This is a genomic window from Lacipirellulaceae bacterium, from assembly GCA_040218535.1.
Classification (GTDB): Bacteria; Planctomycetota; Planctomycetia; order Pirellulales; family Lacipirellulaceae; genus Adhaeretor.
Window position 1 is genome coordinate 17,981 of record JAVJRG010000013.1, and the last position, 19,723, is coordinate 37,703.

The window sequence follows — 19,723 nt, forward strand, 5'->3', positions numbered from 1 at the left end:
TTCGTGGCTTTCCAGCAGACAATTTGATCCTGGTTAGCGCTTGTTTTCTCGGTAAATCGTGGAACTTCGCGAATTCATCGAGTGACTTGAATCCGCGAAGCAGCCGTTTGGCATCGTTCCTGCTTACTCTTCCTAGCGTCGTGCCTGCAAGCGACGACTTACGGAACTGAGGAGAGAAACAGATGTGTACGGTAGCAACCAAGAGCGAGCAGCTCAGCGCATTCGCGAGCCGCATGGACCAAGCGATGAACGAGGCCAGTCTGATGTTGATGCTTTCGCTTGGGCATCGCACGGGATTGCTCGACACGATGGCGGCAATGGAGTCAGCCACCAGCGAAGAGATCGCTAGGCGAGCCAAGCTGAACGAACGCTATGTTCGCGAGTGGCTCGGCGCGATGTTCACCGGCGGGATTGTTGAGTTGGATGCCGAGGCGAATACCTATCGCCTTCCACCCCGGCACGCCCATTGGCTGACGCGGGGCGGGTTGGGAGATAACTATGCCTCGCTCGCTCAATGGATTGGTTTGCTGGGGAGTGCTGAGGACTTGGTGGCCGAAGCGTTCAAGCATGGACAGGGCGTGCCGTACTCGGCTTACCGACGCTTTCACGAAGTGATGGCTGAGGAGAGCGAACACACGGTCGTCAACGCTCTGGAAGAACACATATTGCCGCTCGTCCCCGGCCTGACGCAGCGGCTTGAGGAGGGGATTGAGGTGGCCGACGTAGGATGTGGGCGCGGTGAAGCGGCGCTGAGATTAGCAACTTTGTTTCCCAACAGCCGCTTCACCGGGCTCGACTTTAGTGAAGACGCGATCGCCGCCGCGATGACCGAAGCGAGTGAACGCGGCTTGAGTAACGTCCGCTTCATGCTGCAAGACGCGGGCGACTGGAATGCACGTGGCCAGTTTGATCTCGTGCTGGCATTTGACGCCGTTCACGATCAGATCGATCCGGGCCGAGTGTTAGAGAATATCTACTCGGCGCTACGCGAGGACGGTGTCTTCTTGATGCAAGACATTGGTGCTTCCAGCCATACCCACCAAAACAAAGACCACGCCATGGGGACGTTTCTGTACACGATTTCTTGCATGCACTGCATGAGTGTCTCGCTCGCCTCGGGCGGAGCGGGCTTAGGAGCCGTGTGGGGTAAGGAACTGGCGATCGACATGCTCGACCACGCAGGTTTCAGCAACGTCGCGGTCGAGGAGCTGCCGCACGATGACATGAATTACTACTACGTTTGCGAGAAGGAGTAATCCTTGAAAACTCGCAGCACACAGAGAATGGAAACGTAAAAGAATTAACCACAGAGAGCACGGAGTACACGGAGAAGAATTAGACAGGATTTAAAGGATATACAAGTTTAGAAGCAGTTCTGCCGATCATGGAGAGCTGCAACAGCAACAACAAACTAAGTGAAGTATTCGCTATCCAAGTTTGCTATAGGAATAGACATCGAAAGTTCGTTCACAGAATCCTGTGCATCCTGTTAATCCTGTCAAAAAGAACTCCGTGTTCTCTGTGATCTCCGTGGTGAAATAAAGATGACAGTCCAGCCACCCGTCGCGTCCACGAGATCGAGCCGTGTGGAAAGAGATCGAGATTCCCGGAGGGTTCAATCCGCTGGGAAGAAGTTCTCGATAACCACCTCTTCACGCGGTAGTTGCCCTCCTCGTGGGCGCGCGGGCTGGGCGGCCTTGCCGATGACAAGCATCATGGCAATTTCGTGATCGTCCGGCAGGTGGATCAACTCGGCAACGCGGTCACGGTCAAAGCCGATCATCGGGCACGAGTCGTAGCCCATCGCCTTCGCGGCAAGCATCAGCGTCTGAGCAGCGATGCCGCAGGAACGCATCACCTCGTCCCGCTGGACGGACTCACGCCCGTTGTAGAAGTTGCCGATCATCGGAACCAACGTATTGCCTATTTCTTCAGGAGCATTCTGCCAATAGCGTTCAGGTTCCCGACCGTAAGCTTTGATGTCCCCGCAAAGGACAAACGTCAGTTGTGCCTCTTCGACTTGTGCCTGGTCCCAAGCCGCGGCCCGGACGGACTTCTTCAGCTCAGGATCTTTGATCAGTACGAATCGCCAGTTCTGGATGTTGAAGGACGTGGGCGAGAGCAGGGCCAGGTCGAGCAGGCGATCAATGTCTGCTTGAGGCATGTCAAACGAGGTGTCGTAATGCTTGACCGAACGGCGTTCTTGGATGGCAGTGAGGGTGTACAAAATTCTACTCCTTAATATTCGACGATAAGACACAGAGGAAGCAAAGAAACTTTTTGGAACCACAGATCGACACAGATGAACGCAGATGTTTCAATATAGGTAGACAACAAGTAATCGAGCATAGGGAGATTGTCAGCTTTACCTCAGACTCCGTAGAACTGAGATCTGTGTCTATCCGTGTTCATCTGTGGTTACTTCTACTTTGCGCTTCTCTGCGTTCTTCGCGTATTTGCGTCAATAAGTTAGGTTTCGTAAACAATCCGCCCGTGGCTCTGGCTTCGGCTGATCCGGTCCGTCGCGTAGAGTCCCGCGAGGATGAACTCCACGCAGGAAGCTCGCACAGCGGGGCTTTCGCTCGCATTCACCTCGAAAGCCTTGTCCCAAACCGGCGGAACACGCTGGATTAGCTCAGCGTAGTGGGTTGAAGGGAGCATGTCGCCCACTTCGATCTTGACGCCCTGGGAAAAGATCTCAGCAATCTCGGCTAAGCCATGTTTGTCCACGTACTCGTTGAACACGGTGGAAATCGCTTCGGCAACCACAGCGTCGAGCACTTGCCGTTCGCTCATTTGGTGGGTGCCCATGAGGTCGAGTTCGAGCTTGCCGAGCGACGACGCATACAGATGTCCCAGATCGCTGATCCGCGGCACTGCTGGCGATTCACCAAGTACAGCCGCACGATGCCGGGCGGAAGCAAGCATTGTGCGATAGTTGGCCAGCGATAACCTTGCCGAGACACCCGATTGTTGATCGACGAACTTTGACTCGCGAGCAGCGCGGCTGATCTCTTCAACGAGTTCCTTCATGAAGTACGGGACCACGACTTCGTTGCTACTGCCGTCCTCAACTTCTTGCTCCATAATCTCGACGCCTAATTGGCGTTCGAGTGGATAGTGGGTCTGGATCATCGAGCCGATGCGATCCTTCAATTGCGGAATCACTTTGCCGCTACGATTGTAGGTGGCAGGGTTGGCGCTGAAGAGGATCAGCACGTCGATATCGAACTTCACCGGATAGCCACGGATCTGGACGTCGCGTTCTTCGAGAATGTTGAAGAGGCCCACCTGGACGAGCTCGTCAAGCTCAGGCAGTTCGTTCATCGCGAAAATGCCACGGTGCATGCGCGGAATCAAACCGAAGTGCAAAGCTCCTTCGGCGCCCATGCTAACGCCCGCTGCGAGTTTCGCGGGGTCGATCTCGCCGATGATGTCAGCGAACTTCGTGCCGGGAGCTAACCGTTCCGCGTAGCGATCTTCCCGGCGCCACCAGCCGATACGAATCTCCTCAGGCGGCAGGTTGGCAACGATCTCCTTACCTCGCCTGGTGATTGGATTCAGCGGGTCGTCGTGCAGAGGAATCTCAGGATCATCGATGTAGGGAATCGCCGGATCGAGAAACTCCGCAATCAGTCGCATCAGTCGGCTCTTCGCTTGGCCTTTTTCGCCGAGGAAAAGCATGTCGTGCTGAGCGAGCAAAGCGACGTTGAGTTCGGGGATGACCGTGCTGTCATAGCCAACAATCCCCGGATACAGGGGCTCGTCACCACGTAGCTTTTCGAGGAAGTTATCGTGAATCTCTTGCTTGACGGTGCGACTTTTCCAGCTGCTTTCTTTGAGTTCAGCAAGGGTAGAAGCTTGCGGAGTGGAATCGGGCGTGTCGGACATGCTGCCAGGGGTACCGGAGGGGAGTTGGCGGGGGAAGTTACGATTATAGAGCCGTAACCTGGCTTGCCAACTTAACGCGCTGCACTTCTGACACTGCTCGTGGCTAAGCCGCCAAGCGGGTGGTGTGAGTGTTCGCCTGGAGAATCTCTAGCGTGCGCTCAGGGGCGTGTTGCTCGCCGTATTGGAGGGCGAAGCTTCGAGCCGAATCGCGGTAGTGCTGGTAGTGGTTCAGCATTTCTCGAAGCAGCAGAGGGATCTGTTGCGGCTCGGCAGCAATGAGGCCGACCCGACTCGTCGGAGCGTCGGACGCGCTGTTGATGAAGCTGAGTTCGAGATGGTCGAGCTCCATCATTCGATTGGCGTACGCATTGGACAGTTCGATGTTTAGGTAAGAAGCATCTTTGGGCACGTTGATCAGAATCGCCGGCTCAATGGCAGAGTCACGGGCGACGCCACAGAGGGAGACTTGCTGATCTCCCTTCGCGTTACCTGATTCGTCAATCGAACGGACTGTAATCCGCACGTACTGACCTTGGAATTGTTCAGGGTCCCAATTCCACGAGAGAACGGCTTTTCGTTCTGTTGGTGAATTGGATTCGGGGATCGCCACGGTCGCTGAAGCAACCCGGCCATGATCTCGAGTTTTCCAGATTGAGGGCAGGTTCGCATCGAGACTGATCTTGGCTTCCTTCAGCAAATGCCGAGCGTGGCAATATTGCTCGCCTTGGATTTGTTCCGAGAGCCAGCACCCTCCCGGCACGATCACTGGCACGCCGGCGCTGAGCATCTCGAGGAGGATTCCGCTTGCGCGTGAGTGGTACCGATCGCTGTCGTAAAGGAACAAGCCGACGTCGGAGCCACGGATAAACTCTTCGTACTCGTCCGAAGTAAGGGGATGCTTCACAACGACTACGGGAGAACGATCCCCAGCCGCTGAGCAATCACTAACCGTGGCTCTTGCCAGTCCCGCTTTGCCCAGATGACGACGGACTCGCTTCGGGTTGATCTGCACGGCCAGTTGCATGTCGCCCTGCTGCAAGAGGTCTGCCGTATCGCTCAGCATGTTCGTCAGTGAGTAGCCATACTTCTCACGACGCACCATCCCGGCACACGAAACTCTTAGCGGCCGCCCCACGGTAGGCTTCTCGTTCGGCTTGCGGAAAACCTCGCCGACAGGGTAGGGCAGATGTTGAAAATCGCCGATGCCCAAGCGATTGTACTGGCGGCACATTGCCTCAGTGGTGGCGTAGAAATGAAACTTGTGGTCGGGGACAGCTTGCTTGGCGAAATTGATTTGCCGATCGAATCGAAGCTGGCGTTCCTGCTGCGAGGCGTGCTCGGTCTCGCGACCTTTGAAGGCGTCGAAGTGAAACTGCATGTGCCAGTCGAGTTGAACGCTCTCAGGGTGGGTCCGCAAGAAGCGGATCAGCCCCAACAGGTCGAATTCACCAAGGGTCGGCAAGAAGACACGGTCCGCAGGATCCCAATCGGTCTTTGCAAAAACCTGTTCGCAGCCAGCGACAAACGCTTCGAGCTGATCAATCCGCTGCCGCTGCCGCCAGCGTTCGAGCGGCCTGAGGACCATTCGCGGTCCCTTCTCAGCCAAGGGGCGACCTTCAACATCCACGGCATACCGGCTCCGACCATCCACACCTAGTTGGTGAGCCTTGCGTGCTTGATAGTCGAATGCCGGAATCACTTCCCAACTTACAGGAAACGAATCGGGAGAAAGCGATCGATGAGTGGCGAGTACCGGATGATGCCCCTGCTTCTCGGCGGCGGTCAGCATGTCGCGCGCGTACTGGAAGTTGTGTCCTCCCATACGCTTGAGACCGTGATCAATTAGGATGAATCGTGACATGCAGTTTGGAGAAGCTTAGGCGGCTCGCGAGGGTGCTAGCAGGTTGTTTGAGAAGAGCTGGCGGGCGGCTCGACGGAGCTTTCGTGTGAGTTTGTCTTGGTAATAGCAGCGACCGAAGGAATATCGGTCTGCTTCCCGATGGCGATAGACGCTGGCCGGATGAGTTATCTCATGTATCGGCACCGTCGGCTGGTTGGCATGGGGATGATCTGCGTTTTTTGTGTGCGTTCCTGCTTCGCCGAAGCCAATGTTGCTGACGAGGTTGGTCGCCGGAAGAGCGGTCAGGCCATGCTCTGCCCAGCAGGTGAATTGATAAGCGAACGCCCAACTGTCGATTTCGCCGCCGAACTGACGCTCGAAGATGTAGCGCCAGTAGTCGGCTTCGGCTGGGGAGTCGGCCATGAGTTCCGGGCCGCCTGAGTCGCGGAAACTTGGCCAACGGCTAAGCGACAAGTCGCATTTTTGCCAAGCACGCCGCCACGTGGCCCAGCCCCAGCAGTGCATGTATTTGCTGAAGTAGTAACTGTCCGGGGAGCGGCTTTGCCCATCTTGCCAGTTGTTGCCGCTGATAGCCATTACGCGCTGATCGTCTGCATACCGCTTGAGCAGTTGTTCGCAGAAAGGAAAGAATGTGGGGTCGGGCAGGCAATCGTCTTCGAGAATGATTGCTTGCTCAGTTTGCCCAAAGACCCAGTTCAAACCTTCGGCGACGCCGAGCTTGCAGCCGTGATTCTCCATAGAGAACCGTGTTCTTAGATCGCAATCCCAATCGAGATTCTCGAAAAGTGCCCTCGTCGCGGCGACCTGCGAGGCTTCGTTGGGACGATCCACACGCGGTCCATCTCCGCAGACAAACAACGTCTTGGGGCGTTGTTTGGCCACTTCCGCTAACACGCGGGCGGTCATGTCTGGGCGGTTGAACACCAACATCACGACAGGGGTTTCTAAGGGGTGGGGTCCCATTAGGCGGCCCTCGTTTCTGCGGACTGGGCTACCAGAGCGCGGTAGAGTTCGGCATACCGTGGCGTCTGCACACGCTGATCGAAGTGCTCGAGAACAAACTGACGTGCTGCTTGCGACATCCGCTGTCGTGCTTCCTGATTGTCGAGCATCCACTGCAGGTCGTCCGCCAAGCCAGCGACATCGCCTAGCTGCGAGAGTAGCCCCGTCTGACCAGGCAACACGTATTCGGGGACAGCGGTCGTGTCGTACGCAACGACCGGCACGCCGCAGGCCATTGCCTCAACACTCACGAGCCCGAACGACTCCGCCCGGCTTGGTTGAGCGAACACGTCCATCGCCGAGTAAGCTTTGGCAAGTTGAGTGGTGCTCTCAATCACACCAAGCGGATGCAATTGGACACCTGTGGGTAGCGCCACGTCTTTGGTCGCATTTCCGAAGGCAATCAGGTGGATCGGTCCCTCGTGTTTCACCTTTGCTACTGCGGCAAGCAGGTCTTGAAAACCTTTCCGAGGATTCCTCAGTGAAGCGGCACCGCAGCCGATGGTTGGTTCGTCGGTGGGAATGCCAAGTCGCTGCTTGGCAGAATGCTTTTCGCTGGGCTTGAAGACTTCTAGATCAAGGCCGTGGGGAATCGTCTGAATACTATTTGCTTGCTGACCGATCGAACTAGCGCGTGCGCACTGTTCCATCCAACGACTGGGGGCAACAAGGTGCAAGTTCTTGCCGGCCAGGGAATCGACTTTTGTTTTCCAAGCCTCCGGGACGAGCCGGGGGAGTGCCGCTGGTCCCATTTGCGGACAAACGCTGCAGGACTGCTTGTACTCTTCACAAGCGTCCGCATGATGGCAACCGCCAGTCAGCGGGTTCATATCGTGCAGCGTCCAGACGATGGGCGTTTGGTCGTCGATACTCGCGAAGAACGACTCGTAATCAACGAAGTTGGCGATCCAGTGCAGGTGAATAACGTCGGTCCCGCGGGCGTCGAAGTCGACGGGAGTCGTTTCCGCTTGATTTGGCAGTGTGAAGATCTCCAGCCCATGAGGGCGCCCTTTCAACGAACGCTTGAGATTGATTCTTTGCCAGCGATAGCGGACCCGACTCTTCAGTCGCCCCCAGAACGATGGTTCAGGCTTTGTCCAACGTAACTCCTCGCTTGCGGCCAGCTTCTGAAGGTTAGCCCCTCGCTTGCGGTCTCGCCGCGGCGGCCTATACCAAAATCGACTCTCCACACCCGCCGCGCACAGCGATTCGTGCAGGCGCATGGCCGCGACGGCAGCACCGCCGGTGGCGAGGGTGTTGATGTGATCGATTCGCATAGCAATAGCCTTGCGCGACATGATGCGCGCGGATTATCCCCATAAAGTTGCCTATTAGGCGTGGCGAACCGTAAGAAAACGAAAGCTTTAGATCAAGTTCAACTGGCTGAAATCTGTAGCCCTCTCGTTCCGCGAGAGGAATGGCGACACTCTAGCAACACTTCGCAATGAGTACGGATAAACTAGAGCACTCGACTACTGCTGAACCTCTCGCGGAGCGAGAGGGCTACAATAGCTAGCACTACTCAGCTTCAGCATCGAGAGCCGAATCGTAGAACTTCAGCAGATCCTTGCGTAGTTTCACCAACGAGGGCTCGTGAACGTACATCATGTGGCCCCCTTCGTAGTACTCAAGCTGGATATGGTCGCGGTACTCGGGGGGAAGGCTGAGGTGATTGCGGGTGTACTCCATCGCATACGGTGGGGTGGCGAGGTCGTAATAGCCGCACGCGGCAAACACACGCAGGTAGGGGTTGTCGGTCATTGCCTTGCGGAGCGTATTGGTGGCATCGACATAGCGGTTGGTGAATTCGCTGTAGTCCCAGGGATGGACGTTGCCGGTGAGGATTTCGTAGACACGTTCTTCTTCGACTTCCAGCACCTCTCGGAGATACTGATTCATCGCCGAGGTGAAGGGACCAAAAACGGCTGCCCCGCTCGGATCGTGACCGGTGTATTCGCCGATCGAGTTCTTATCGCTTCCCGTATAGCGACTATCAAATCGGCCAACGACGAGCCGACGATCGCGCAGCAACTCCTTACCGAACTGGTGCATGCTGACGCGCAAGTTTGCCCGGTCTAGGTAGTCTTCGCTAAGGCCCGTAAGCTCCGACATCCGTTTGATGACTTTCGCTCGCTCTTCCTCAGGCAGCGTGTCGCCTTGGAGTAAGGCGTTCAAATACTTGCCGCTGGCAAACTTCTCCGCCCGAGCGACGACTTTTTCCAACGACTGCTTCTGCAGGTGCTCAGGCAACGCCTTGTGATACCAAGCGGTCGCCGCGTAGCCGGGGAGAAATAGGCCGTAGGCGATGTCGTTGTTGCCGCCCGCTCGAAGCGTTTGAAAGTCAACGACCGCCGAGACCAGCACGACCCCGTTGAGATACATGTGGTAACGATCTTGCAAGCGACCGCTGAGTCCTGCTGCCCGCAAGCCGCCATAGCTTTCACCGAGCAGAAATTTGGGCGATCCCCAACGGCCATATTTGGTGGTGTAGTCGTGAATGAACTGACCGACCGACTTGAGGTCTTCGTCGTAACCGTGGAACTGATTCTTCTTCTCGCCCTTCGCGGGCCGGCTAAACCCAGTACTGACTGGGTCGATGAATACCAAGTCCGTCTTGTCGAGCAACGAGTAGGGATTAGCAATCAGTTCCGCCGGCGGTTTCATGCGGCCCGCATCGGAATCGAGCTTCACGCGTTGCGGACCGAGCATGCCCAGATGGAGCCAGACGCTCGAAGAGCCAGGGCCGCCGTTAAAGCAAAACGTGACCGGACGGGGCCCATCGGACTCAACGGTGTACGCAACAAAGAAAACATCGGCCTTGGTTTTCCCGTCGTCGGTCTTCTGCGGCAGCTTGCCGGCGGTCGCGGTGTAAGCAACTTCTTGGCCGTCGATCGTCACCGAGCCGTTGGTGACTTTGGGGTCGCTAGCGTCATTGTCCTTCTTTGCATCGGACTTCTTCTCAGGAGTTTCTGACTCTGCCTTCGCTTCCTGCTTTTCTTTGTGATGGTCCGCGTAAGAAGCCGAAACGAGAAATGAAAGACAAAGTAGGCCGCCGAAGAGAGTCATCAAGTAACCGCGGGACATTCAAACGAGCTCCGTAAAGTTATGCAGATTATGTGCCGGTTGTGCACAGAGATTTGTGGAAACAGCCCTCTAGTATAGTCAGCGAACTCACCGAGGACTTAAAGAAGGCGCCTCCGGATTTAAGGAATTCGGTAGAAGCGTTCGCGTCATACCCGCCAGTACACGCTACAACGTGCCTGGAAATACCGACAACCTCACCCCCCAATCCTTTTCCGCAAGCAGGAAAGGGAATCATGAAGTGATGATTCGCCCTCCAGCTATTCGGGCTTGGAAAGTCCCTGCCGCTGGCTGCGTTTCTGCCACTTTTCTTGGGCGAGTTTGCGCATGTCATCTGTCTGATCGTACTCGTCGACGATCTCCAGCCCCAGCAGAGTTTCGAGTACATCTTCAAGTGTGACGATGCCCTCGAAGCCGCCGAACTTATCAACCACCTTCGCGATATGGGCACGTTCGGCCAGTAATAGCTCGAATGCAACCGTGATGCCGTCATCCTCTCCTATCGCTAGCAGTGGGCGGGTGAAGGAATTTAGCTGGCGATCCGTCTCGCCGGTAGCGATCGCGTTGAGAAGATCACTTCGCAAAACGAACCCAGTGCAGTGGTCACGCTGTTTGTCGAAGAGCGGAATACGCGAGACAGGTAGATCGGGAATCTGCTGGGCAACGTCGCTCACCGTTTGCGATTGCTCCATGGCAATCACCACGGTGCTTGGGGTCATCACATCTTCGACCGTGACCTTCTCCATGCGCAGGAGATTGCGGAGGATTTTGGTCTCATGGCCACGCAGCTCGCCGGCTGTAGCGCCCAATTCTGCGACGGCAGCAATTTCGGCACGCGTTACGAGCTCCTGCTCCTTCGACCCGCTGAGCAGCTTCGTGACAAATTCCGAAAGCCAAACCAGCGGCAACATCAAAATGATCAGCCAGTCGATCATCCATGCCACCGGGCTGGCCAGCCTGCGCCAGTGGAGAGCGCCGATCGTCTTGGGGATGATTTCGCTGAAAACAAGAATCAGCAGCGTGAGCACGGCACTGATAACGCCCACATATTGGTCGCCATAGACTTTCGTCGCCTGCGCACCCACACCCGCGGCGCCGACGGTGTGGGCGATGGTGTTGAGGCTAAGGATGGCTGACAACGGTCGATCGATGTTTTGCTTGAGGCGTATGATCCGCTTTGCAGACGCGGTCTCCTCCTGTCTCCGCTCCGCGAGGAAGCTTGGAGTGACCGAAAGCAGTACCGCTTCTGCGATTGAGCAGAGGAAGGAAAAACCGATGGCGATTGCTAGGTACAGCAGCAGGAGCGTGATTTCCATGGCATCTAGAAAGCAGGGGTTAGTGACGAATGACGAACTACAGAAAAGTCAGCGGGTTCAACACTGTTCACTCATCTGTTACACACCCCTCGCTCGCACTCTTCACATTCTTGATGTACTTGTAGAGTGTCCCTCGCATCGCCTTGTAAGCGGGAGCTTTCCACGCTTCTTTTCGTTGGGCGAGTTCTTCGTCGCTGACGTCTACCGTGATGGTGTTCGCTTCAGCGTCGATCGTGATCCGATCACCGTTCTGCACCAGCGCAATGGGGCCGCCTACTTGGGCCTCGGGCGTGACGTGGCCCACAATGAATCCGTGGGAACCGCCGCTGAAGCGACCGTCAGTCATCAGGGCAACGTCGGCTCCTAGCCCAGCACCCATAATTGCGCTGGTGGGGGTGAGCATCTCTGGCATGCCGGGACCGCCTTGGGGGCCTTCATAGCGGATGATCACCACGTCGCCTTTGTTGATTTTTTTCTCTTCGAGGGCGGTGAGCATGTCTTCCTCGCTGTCGAAGCAGTTAGCGATTCCTTCGAACAGCAGGCCTTCCTTGCCAGTGATCTTGGCTACCGCACCCTCCGGGCAGAAGTTGCCTCGCATGATCCGCAAGTGGCCGGTTTCCTTGATCGGATTGGTCACCGGACGGACAACCTCTTGGCCCTCAGATAGCGCTGGCAACGCAGCCAAGTTCTCCGCGATGGTTTTGCCAGTAACCGTCAGGCAGTCGCCGGTGATCATGCCTTCATCCAGCAGCAACTTCATCACTGCGGGCGTGCCGCCGACTTCGTGGAGTTCTTCTTGAACGAATCGACCGCTCGGCTTGAGGTCGGCCAAAAGTGGCGTACGATTACTCACGGCTTGGAAGTCGTCAATCGTGAGCTTCACATCGACCGAGCGGGCCATCGCCAGCAGATGTAGAACTGCATTGGTGGAACCGCCGACGACCGTCAAGTAGACGATTGCATTCTCAAACGCTTCGCGCGTCATAATGTCGCGTGGCTTGATATCTTTCTCCAGGAGATGATAGATCGCCTTACCCGCCTCGCGACATTCTTTCAACTTATCGGGGTCGACCGCGGGGATTGAAGAACTGTACGGCAACGACATGCCCATCACTTCTATCGCTGAAGCCATCGTGTTGGCCGTGTACATGCCGCCGCAGGCACCGGCACCTGGGCAACTGACTTTGACGATTTCCTTGCGTTCTTCCTCAGTGATTTTTCCGGCCAGGTATTCGCCGTAACATTGAAACGCGCTGACGATGTCGCGTTTCTCGCTTTCCTCCGTGAAATGAGTGAAGCCTGGTTTAATGGTTCCGCCATAAACCATCAGGGCAGGGCGGTTCACGCGGCCCATCGCCATCAGGCAGCCCGGCATGTTCTTGTCGCACCCAGGGATGGTCACAAGGGCGTCGTACCATTGGGCCCCCATGACGGTTTCGATGCTGTCGGCAATCAGGTCACGCGACTGCAGAGAAAAACTCATCCCGCTGGTGCCCATGGAGATGCCATCAGAAACCCCAACGGTGTTGAACCGCATCCCCACGAGGTCCGCTTCTGCCATCCCCTTTTTCACTTCTCCCGCGAGGTCGAGCAGGTGCATGTTGCAGGTGTTGCCCTCATACCAAACGCTGGCGATGCCCACCTGGGGCTTTTGCATGTCCTCTTCAGTCATGCCGGTGCCATAGAGCATCGCCTGGCTGGCACCTTGGGATTTGACTTGGGTGATTTTGCTACTGAACTTGTTAAGCATTGTGAGGGGCAAGGGGTTAAGAGCGAAAAGTGAATTAAGTATCGAGCCTACCTATCCCCCAGCGCAAGCTGGGGGTCGATTCCGGAGCCGATATTCTAACGTGAACCCAAGCCTTGCGCCACGGGCTAGAGAGGCGGTATTCTCCGCTTGTGAACTCGCTCCCGCCCTGGGCGGTCCTTCATAAGGCCGGTATCATAAGCGGTTCTACCCACACACAAACCATCCATCCCTAGCTATGCCCACTACTTCCGTCGACCACACCGAGCTTCTCCAATCGCTCATGGAGGAACGTATCCTCGTTCTCGATGGGGCGATGGGCACACAGATTCAGGCCCTGGGACTTGAAGAGGCAGATGTCCGGGGGGAAAGGTTCGCTGATCACACAAAAGATCTCAAGAACTTTTCTGACATCCTCTGCCTCACCCGGCCTGATGACATCACGGAGATCCATCGCCGCTATTACGCAGCCGGGGCGGACATTGTCACGACTAACACCTTTGGCGCTAGTGTCGTAGGGATGGACGAGTTTGATCTGCCGGACTCCTTCGTTGAAGAAATCAACGCTGCGGCAGTCGCCTGCGCGGTGAAAGCACGGGACGAGTTCAACGAGAAGACGCCCGACCGACCCCGATTCGTCGCCGGTTCGATCGGCCCGACGACTAAGCAAACGGCCATCAGCACCAAGGTTGACGACCCTGCGTACCGCGGGACGACTTTCACGGAGATGGAAGCGTCGTACTACGGACAGATCAAAGCTTTGGCCGAATCTGGCATCGATATCCTTATGGCCGAAACGGTCATCGACACGCTGAACCTAAAGGCTTGCCTCTTCGCCGTCCAACGCTATTTCGACGAGTCGGGCAGCCGCCTACCGGTGATGGTTTCAGCGACGTTCGATAAAGGCGGTGCGACGTTTGTCTCTGGGCAATCGGTTGAAGCGTTCTGGCATGCAGTTTCGCACTTCCCGATGCTTACCGTCGGCATGAATTGTGCGCTTGGCCCTGAACTGATGAGACCGCACCTGGAAACTCTGCAGAGCGTCTCAGGATGCTATATCAGTTGCCACTCCAACGCTGGCCTACCGAACGAGATGGGCGCCTACGATCTCGACCCTGCGGGCATGGCCAAGTATGTCGGTGAGTTTGCGGACGCCGGCTGGCTGAATATCGTCGGCGGTTGTTGCGGCACCAGTCCCGCGCATATCGAAGCAATCGTTGATCGCGTGAAAAACGCCAAGCCGCATCAACGCGTGAAATTGGAACCACGCCTGCGTCTCAGTGGCACGCAGCCGATGGAATTGCGTCCTGAAAGCAACTTCCTGATGATCGGCGAGCGCACGAACGTCACCGGTTCACGAAAGTTCGCCCGCCTGATCAAGGAAGAGAACTACGAAGAAGCGATCGAAATAGCACGCAGCCAGGTAGAAGGCGGAGCGAACGTCATCGACATCAACATGGACGAGGGACTGCTCGACTCCGAAGCGGTTATGACCAAATACCTGCGTCTGATCGCCGGCGAGACGGATATCGCGGCCGTCCCGGTGATGGTTGACAGTAGTAAATGGTCGGTCTTGGAAGCCGGCCTGCAGGCGATTCAGGGCAAGCCGATTGTCAATTCGATTAGCCTCAAGGATGGCGAAGAGGAGTTTCTCCAGCGGGCCAAGCTCTGCCGCCAGTACGGTGCTGCCGCGGTGGTGATGGCTTTCGACGAGGAAGGCCAAGCCGCAACGAAGTCAGACAAGGTGCGGATCTGCCAACGTGCCTACAAACTGCTGACCGAGAAGATCGACTTCCCGGCGAGCGACATCATCTTCGACCCGAATATTCTTACGGTCGCTACCGGGATCGAAGAGCACAACAACTATGCCGTCGATTTCATCGAAGCGACACGCGAAATTAAAGCGGCATGCCCTGGCGTGCACGTTTCTGGTGGCGTGTCGAACGTAAGCTTTTCCTTCCGAGGTAACGATATAGTCCGCGAGGCAATTCATTCCGCGTTCCTCTATCATGCGGTCAACGCCGGTCTCGACATGGGAATCGTCAACGCCGGGCAGCTTGAAGTCTATGACGACATCGATACCGAGTTGAAGGAACGCGTCGAGGACGTGCTGCTCAACCGAAGGGACGACGCCACTGAACGCCTTGTCGACTTCGCCGAAAACATCAAAGACAAGTCGAGTGGGCGTTCCGCTTCAGCGGATACGCAGTGGCGTAACGGCACGGTCGAGGAACGCCTCCAGCACGCCCTGCTCAAAGGCATCGTCAAACATGTCGAGGAAGATACCGAAGAAGCCCGCCAGAAGTACGACACGTGCCTGCAAATCATCGAAGGCCCACTGATGGACGGCATGAGTGTGGTCGGCGATCTGTTCGGTGCCGGGAAAATGTTTCTGCCGCAGGTCGTTAAGTCGGCACGTGTAATGAAAAAGTCGGTCGCTTACCTCACTCCCTTCATGGAAGCGGAGAAGGAAGCCGCGGGCACCGCGGGGCAGGCGCGCGGAAAAGTGCTCCTGGCGACGGTGAAAGGAGATGTGCATGACATCGGCAAGAATATCGTCGGCGTCGTGCTTGGCTGCAATAACTTTGAAGTGGTTGACCTGGGCGTGATGGTTGCGTGCGAGACAATTCTCGAAGAAGCGAAGAAGCACGACGTGGATTTGATCGGCCTTTCGGGGCTCATTACTCCGAGCCTCGACGAGATGGTCCACGTCGCGCGGGAGATGTCGCGTACCGAGTTCGACACGCCACTGCTGATTGGCGGAGCTACGACCAGTGCTAAGCACACGGCCGTGAAAATCGCCCCGCACTACGAGAACATTACTGCCCACGTGCTCGATGCGTCGCGGTCCGTGGGCGTTGTTGAGAAGCTGATCAACCCCGAGAGCCGCCCTGCGTTTGATGCGGAGAACCGTGAGCAGCAGGCGCAACTTGCCGCGTCGTTCGCAAAGCGACAGGCTGTGGCACTATTGCCTTACCAAGAATCGAAGGAGAAGCAGTTCCGGTCCGATTGGGATGCGATCGATATTCCTCAACCTGCTTTTACTGGGGTGCGTCGTTTCGAGGACGTTCAGCTTTGCAAGCTTCGAGACTACATCGACTGGTCCCCCTTCTTCCTGACGTGGGAATTGAAGGGTAAATATCCGAGGATTTTCGAGGACCCGAGTGTTGGCGAAGAAGCGAAACGCCTTTTCGACGATGCCAATGAACTGCTCGACCAAATCATTGCGGATGGTTCCTTAACGGCCAAGGGCGTTTATGGCTTTTGGCCCGCCACCAGCGATGGTGACGACATTCTGGTTTTCACGGACGATTCGCGGGCAGAAGTTCAAGCACGATTCTGTTGCTTGCGACAACAGTGGGAACGCAAAGGACAAGACACGTTCTATTCCCTAGCAGACTTCATCTCACCGCGAGGAAACGATTACCTGGGCGGGTTCGTTGTGACCGCCGGTATCGGTTGCGATGAGCTTGCTGCGAAATACGATGCTGAACACGACGACTTCAATTCGATTCTTGTGAAGGCACTCGCCGATCGCCTCGCAGAGGCTTTTGCCGAGTATGCCCACGAACAAGTCCGCCACGAGTGGGGCTACGGCAAAAACGAAGGCTTCAATAACGAAGACCTCATCGCCGAAAAATACCGCGGTATTCGCCCGGCCCCCGGCTATCCTTCGCAGCCGGACCACACGGAAAAGCGGACACTTTTCGACTTGTTAGACGCAGAGAAAGAAACTGGCGTAACGCTCACGGAATCGCTCGCCATGCACCCCGCTGCAAGCGTCAGTGGGCTCTATTTCGCCCACCCCGAGGCACGCTACTTTGCTGTCGATCGAATTAGCAAAGAACAGGTCGAAGACTATGCCCGCCGCAAAGGGATGAGCGTGGGAGAGGTCGAGCGTTGGCTGCGGCCTAATCTAGGGTATGAGGCGTGAGCCGACATCACGACTATCGACACGACCGCCCCTTGAGTTATGCTATCGCTCAGTCAGGCTCGACTCTCAAAACTGCGCAAGAAGACCCTGACTTGGCCATGAAAGAGCATCGTTACTCGTACATCAGCCACGCCACGATTGAATTCAATCCTGAGTTGCTACAAGAGCTGGCGGCCTCTTCAGGCGAGCGAAACGCGCGTGAAGGACTCACTGGCTTTCTGACATTTCACATGCATTATTTCTATCAGTACGTTGAGGGGCCGGAGACTGCCCTTCGATCGCTCAGAGAGCGACTGCAAAAGGACACGCGGCACACGATTCAAGATGAACTTTCAGTGCAGCCAATCGAATCGCGATTGTTTCTCGGTTGGAATATGAAGTACCTCGAACACGAACAAATGCAGACCTTCTTCACTGCGGAAAACTTGGCTGCCAATCTTGTTGAAGATGTCATCACGCCGCAAGGTGGGTTGCGCAGTGTGTGGGAATGGAAAGTGGAGCAAATCGCGAATGTCGTCGCCCGAACCATGCAACATGTTTAGCTGCTACTTCAATGCCCACCACACGCAACGCCGACCGGCAGCCTCGATGAATTGAGTCAGTGGCCGTGGCCGAAGTTTCCTCCCAGCGCGGCATTGTTGCTCGTCTCCAACTTTCTCCCGCTTGTAGGCGTGATTCTCTGGGACTGGAGTCCCTTCATCATCCTGTTGCTGTACTGGTTAGAGAATGTTGCCGTGGGGGTCACAACGGCGCTGAAAATCTTTCTCTGCAAGGGAGGAGAAATCAAAGAACGTGTTGGCACCGGCGGATTCTTTGCATTGCACTACGGGATCTTTACACTTGTGCACGGCGTCTTTGTCTTCGCCCTAGGTGGATTCGTTGGCGAGGAATACTACGGCGGGAAAATCTGGGAACACAATTGGTGGCTGTTGGGTCTGACCGCGATTTCATTGGTCGGTAGTCATGCTTTCGATTTCATCTACGAATATCTCTGGGAAGGCCGTGGACGACAACTAAGCCCCAACCAACTCATGTGGCGGCCCTATCCGCGGATGCTCGTGTTGCACGTGACGATTGTCCTTGGCGTGTTCCTAGCAATGGCACTCGGCGGGTCGTGGGCGGTGATCGCGCTGCTGGTCGTTCTGAAGACGGGGGTCGATTTCGTCCTTCAGCTTGTGCTTCGTGTGGAGTGACTTGGGTCATCAACGAAGTCCGCGCCCGAGGTTGCCGCTGCGCGATCTGATTGAAGCAGCCAAGAACCCTAAAACGAACAAACCGATTGAACCTGGCTCCGGTACGAGGAATGTCTGTTGGGCCAGTGGCGAACTGCTCCACCCGTAGTTGAGCTGCCAGCGTTCGAGGTCCAGGGAGTCGACGAGGCCATCCAGGTTTGCATCTCCTAGAGAACTCTCTGGGTTAACAAGGCTTTTGGCCGTTTGCCATTTGAGAAAATCGTTGCCGGCGATGTTGCCATCGTCGCCAAAATCGCCCAGCAGTACCGTTGAACTACGGCGATCTACCAGCAACTCGAGCTGCGTGACATTGGCTGCCGCCAGTTGGTGCGTGCCGGCGTCCAAAGCCGCTACGGTTAGTTCTTTCCAAATACCACCCTGCCTGCCAATAACACGGTAGCGTCCGGCTTCGGTGACGTTAACATTCCAGTCGTTGGCGCCGACGGAACTTGCCACGAGCGGTGCCGGGCGATGGTCGGTCGGGAAGTTGGGGTTGTCGGCATGGCCCTCGCCTGCGACATCATAGAACGACTCAAGCTCGTCATCGTACAGATCGCGCACGCCGCTACTGTACCAGAGGCTATGTCCAGCAGCCCCCTCTTGCCGGGTGCGGTTGATCATTTGCAGGACATCCGCGGCTGGCGTGGCAGCACCGGAACCGTTAATTCGGATGCCAACAATCAGTTCGTCGAGATCGTTCGGCTCGAATGGGGCGACTTGGGAGTCGATTGTCGAATTGAACGAGCCGATGCTGCTGCGATAAACTTGCGGCACAAACTCATCGAACAGATCGTCATCAACCCAAGTCGTCCAATCGGCGTTGAAGTTAGGCTCTGAAAATCCGGCGATCGACGGGCTGACGGAAAGCTGCAAATCAGGTCGGGCGGAGCGGACGGCTGCGGACAACTCAGCGGCAAACTCGCTCACCTGTTGCTGACGCCAGTTGCTAAAGGCGGTGTCGTTGACGTTCAGCGGAAGCAGATTACCCGTGTCAGCGTGATAGAGGCCAGCGGTTGTCGGATCCCAGCCAAATTCACGCGGCCAAGCCAGTCGATCATCGAACTGGATCCCATCGAGATCGTAACGTTCGACGGCTTCCAACGTGATATCGATGAGGAACTGCCGCACTTCGGGAACCGCCGGATTCATCCAAGCGAAGCCATTGGAACCGTTCGCGAATTGCCCAGTTTGATCCTGCAGAAGCCAGCCCTGATTGCGCATGTGAGTGGCTAGTGGATTCGAGGGAGTACCTCCGGAGCCAACGAATTGGGCGGCAAAGCCGTACTCGAACCAAGCGGAGACGTTCATCTGATTGCGGTGGGCATTGATGAGCGTCTCCTGCATCAGGTCGCGATTACTGCCGAGAAAAGTTGAGCGATCAGGCCCGCCGGTCAGTGTAGCAAGGGTCGGAGAAGGAAAGTTCGTGTAGCCGTTCTTCCAACTTTCGACGTAGACGGTATTCAATCCAATCGAGCGTAGATCGCCGGTGACCGACTCCGTGTTGAAACCAGAGCGAATATGGTCCGGCCCGGTCGTTGTGAGCCAGGTGCCGCGCACTTCGGCTGGTGCCGCTTGAAGAAGTGTACTCGCTACCATTGCCGCGGTAAGCGTCGTCAAAAGAAGCGTAGATCTTCGGATGTGGGTTAGCATAACTGTGGT

The 19,723-nt window shown here is 56.3% G+C and carries 13 protein-coding genes; 4 read left to right on the top strand and 9 right to left on the bottom strand.

Going from position 1 to position 19,723, the window contains the following annotated elements; translation table 11 throughout:
- The first annotated feature begins 182 nt into the window (after positions 1-182).
- A complete protein-coding gene (locus RIB44_20510) occupies positions 183-1,256 on the top strand; it encodes a class I SAM-dependent methyltransferase (GenBank protein ID MEQ8618965.1) in 1,074 nt (357 codons plus the stop codon).
- 359 nt (positions 1,257-1,615) lie between these two features.
- Here RIB44_20510 and RIB44_20515 read toward each other — a convergent pair whose 3' ends face one another.
- The 8 genes from RIB44_20515 to ilvD all read right to left on the bottom strand — a co-directional run bounded on the left by RIB44_20515 (position 1,616) and on the right by ilvD (position 12,901).
- Positions 1,616-2,227, bottom strand: a complete 612-nt coding sequence (locus RIB44_20515; protein MEQ8618966.1) for a nitroreductase family protein — start codon at positions 2,225-2,227, stop codon at positions 1,616-1,618.
- A 242-nt stretch (positions 2,228-2,469) separates the two neighbouring features.
- Positions 2,470-3,891, bottom strand: coding sequence for a magnesium chelatase (locus RIB44_20520; GenBank protein ID MEQ8618967.1), 1,422 nt, complete (start codon positions 3,889-3,891; stop codon positions 2,470-2,472).
- 103 nt (positions 3,892-3,994) lie between these two features.
- A complete protein-coding gene (locus RIB44_20525) occupies positions 3,995-5,752 on the bottom strand; it encodes a glycosyltransferase (GenBank protein MEQ8618968.1) in 1,758 nt (585 codons plus the stop codon).
- A 15-nt stretch (positions 5,753-5,767) separates the two neighbouring features.
- On the bottom strand, positions 5,768-6,715 hold the full coding sequence (locus RIB44_20530; GenBank protein MEQ8618969.1) for a glycosyltransferase family 2 protein: 948 nt from the start codon (positions 6,713-6,715) through the stop codon (positions 5,768-5,770).
- Positions 6,715-8,052 (bottom strand): glycosyltransferase, encoded by a 1,338-nt coding sequence (locus RIB44_20535; GenBank protein ID MEQ8618970.1) that lies wholly within the window; start codon positions 8,050-8,052, stop codon positions 6,715-6,717. Before RIB44_20535 ends, RIB44_20530 begins: the two co-directional genes overlap by 1 nt.
- A gap of 220 nt (positions 8,053-8,272) precedes the next feature.
- Positions 8,273-9,838, bottom strand: coding sequence for a peptidase S10 (locus RIB44_20540; GenBank protein MEQ8618971.1), 1,566 nt, complete (start codon positions 9,836-9,838; stop codon positions 8,273-8,275).
- A gap of 257 nt (positions 9,839-10,095) precedes the next feature.
- Positions 10,096-11,151: a hemolysin family protein gene (locus tag RIB44_20545; GenBank protein ID MEQ8618972.1), complete on the bottom strand. Its 1,056-nt coding sequence runs from the start codon at positions 11,149-11,151 to the stop codon at positions 10,096-10,098.
- Between the two features lie 67 nt (positions 11,152-11,218).
- On the bottom strand, positions 11,219-12,901 hold the full coding sequence (gene ilvD / locus RIB44_20550) for a dihydroxy-acid dehydratase (protein ID MEQ8618973.1): 1,683 nt from the start codon (positions 12,899-12,901) through the stop codon (positions 11,219-11,221).
- A gap of 235 nt (positions 12,902-13,136) precedes the next feature.
- On the opposite strand from ilvD, the gene metH reads away from it, so the two are divergent.
- The 3 genes from metH to RIB44_20565 are packed head-to-tail and all read left to right on the top strand — an operon-like array spanning position 13,137 to position 18,025.
- Entirely contained in the window at positions 13,137-16,832 is a 3,696-nt protein-coding gene (gene metH, locus RIB44_20555; GenBank protein ID MEQ8618974.1) for a methionine synthase, read from the top strand.
- Positions 16,829-17,374 carry a BLUF domain-containing protein gene (locus tag RIB44_20560; protein ID MEQ8618975.1) on the top strand — a complete coding sequence of 182 codons (546 nt, stop codon included), beginning with the start codon at positions 16,829-16,831 and terminating at the stop codon, positions 17,372-17,374. The genes metH and RIB44_20560 overlap by 4 nt, the downstream gene beginning before the upstream one ends.
- A 51-nt stretch (positions 17,375-17,425) precedes the next feature.
- Positions 17,426-18,025 carry a DUF6498-containing protein gene (locus RIB44_20565; GenBank protein MEQ8618976.1) on the top strand — a complete coding sequence of 200 codons (600 nt, stop codon included), beginning with the start codon at positions 17,426-17,428 and terminating at the stop codon, positions 18,023-18,025.
- Between the two features lie 9 nt (positions 18,026-18,034).
- Here RIB44_20565 and RIB44_20570 read toward each other — a convergent pair whose 3' ends face one another.
- Positions 18,035-19,714 carry a family 10 glycosylhydrolase gene (locus tag RIB44_20570; GenBank protein MEQ8618977.1) on the bottom strand — a complete coding sequence of 560 codons (1,680 nt, stop codon included), beginning with the start codon at positions 19,712-19,714 and terminating at the stop codon, positions 18,035-18,037.
- Between the last annotated feature and the right edge of the window lie 9 nt (positions 19,715-19,723).

Bases quoted from the DNA above. Each gene is read 5' to 3' on its own strand.
- metH (MEQ8618974.1), top strand. From the start codon at position 13,137: ATGCCCACTACTTCCGTCGACCACACCGAGCTTCTCCAATCGCTCATG.
- RIB44_20535 (MEQ8618970.1), bottom strand. From the start codon at position 8,052: ATGTCGCGCAAGGCTATTGCTATGCGAATCGATCACATCAACACCCTC.
- RIB44_20570 (MEQ8618977.1), bottom strand. From the start codon at position 19,714: ATGCTAACCCACATCCGAAGATCTACGCTTCTTTTGACGACGCTTACC.
- RIB44_20540 (MEQ8618971.1), bottom strand. From the start codon at position 9,838: ATGTCCCGCGGTTACTTGATGACTCTCTTCGGCGGCCTACTTTGTCTT.
- RIB44_20530 (MEQ8618969.1), bottom strand. From the start codon at position 6,715: ATGGGACCCCACCCCTTAGAAACCCCTGTCGTGATGTTGGTGTTCAAC.
- ilvD (MEQ8618973.1), bottom strand. From the start codon at position 12,901: ATGCTTAACAAGTTCAGTAGCAAAATCACCCAAGTCAAATCCCAAGGT.
- RIB44_20520 (MEQ8618967.1), bottom strand. From the start codon at position 3,891: ATGTCCGACACGCCCGATTCCACTCCGCAAGCTTCTACCCTTGCTGAA.
- RIB44_20510 (MEQ8618965.1), top strand. From the start codon at position 183: ATGTGTACGGTAGCAACCAAGAGCGAGCAGCTCAGCGCATTCGCGAGC.
- RIB44_20545 (MEQ8618972.1), bottom strand. From the start codon at position 11,151: ATGGAAATCACGCTCCTGCTGCTGTACCTAGCAATCGCCATCGGTTTT.
- RIB44_20525 (MEQ8618968.1), bottom strand. From the start codon at position 5,752: ATGTCACGATTCATCCTAATTGATCACGGTCTCAAGCGTATGGGAGGA.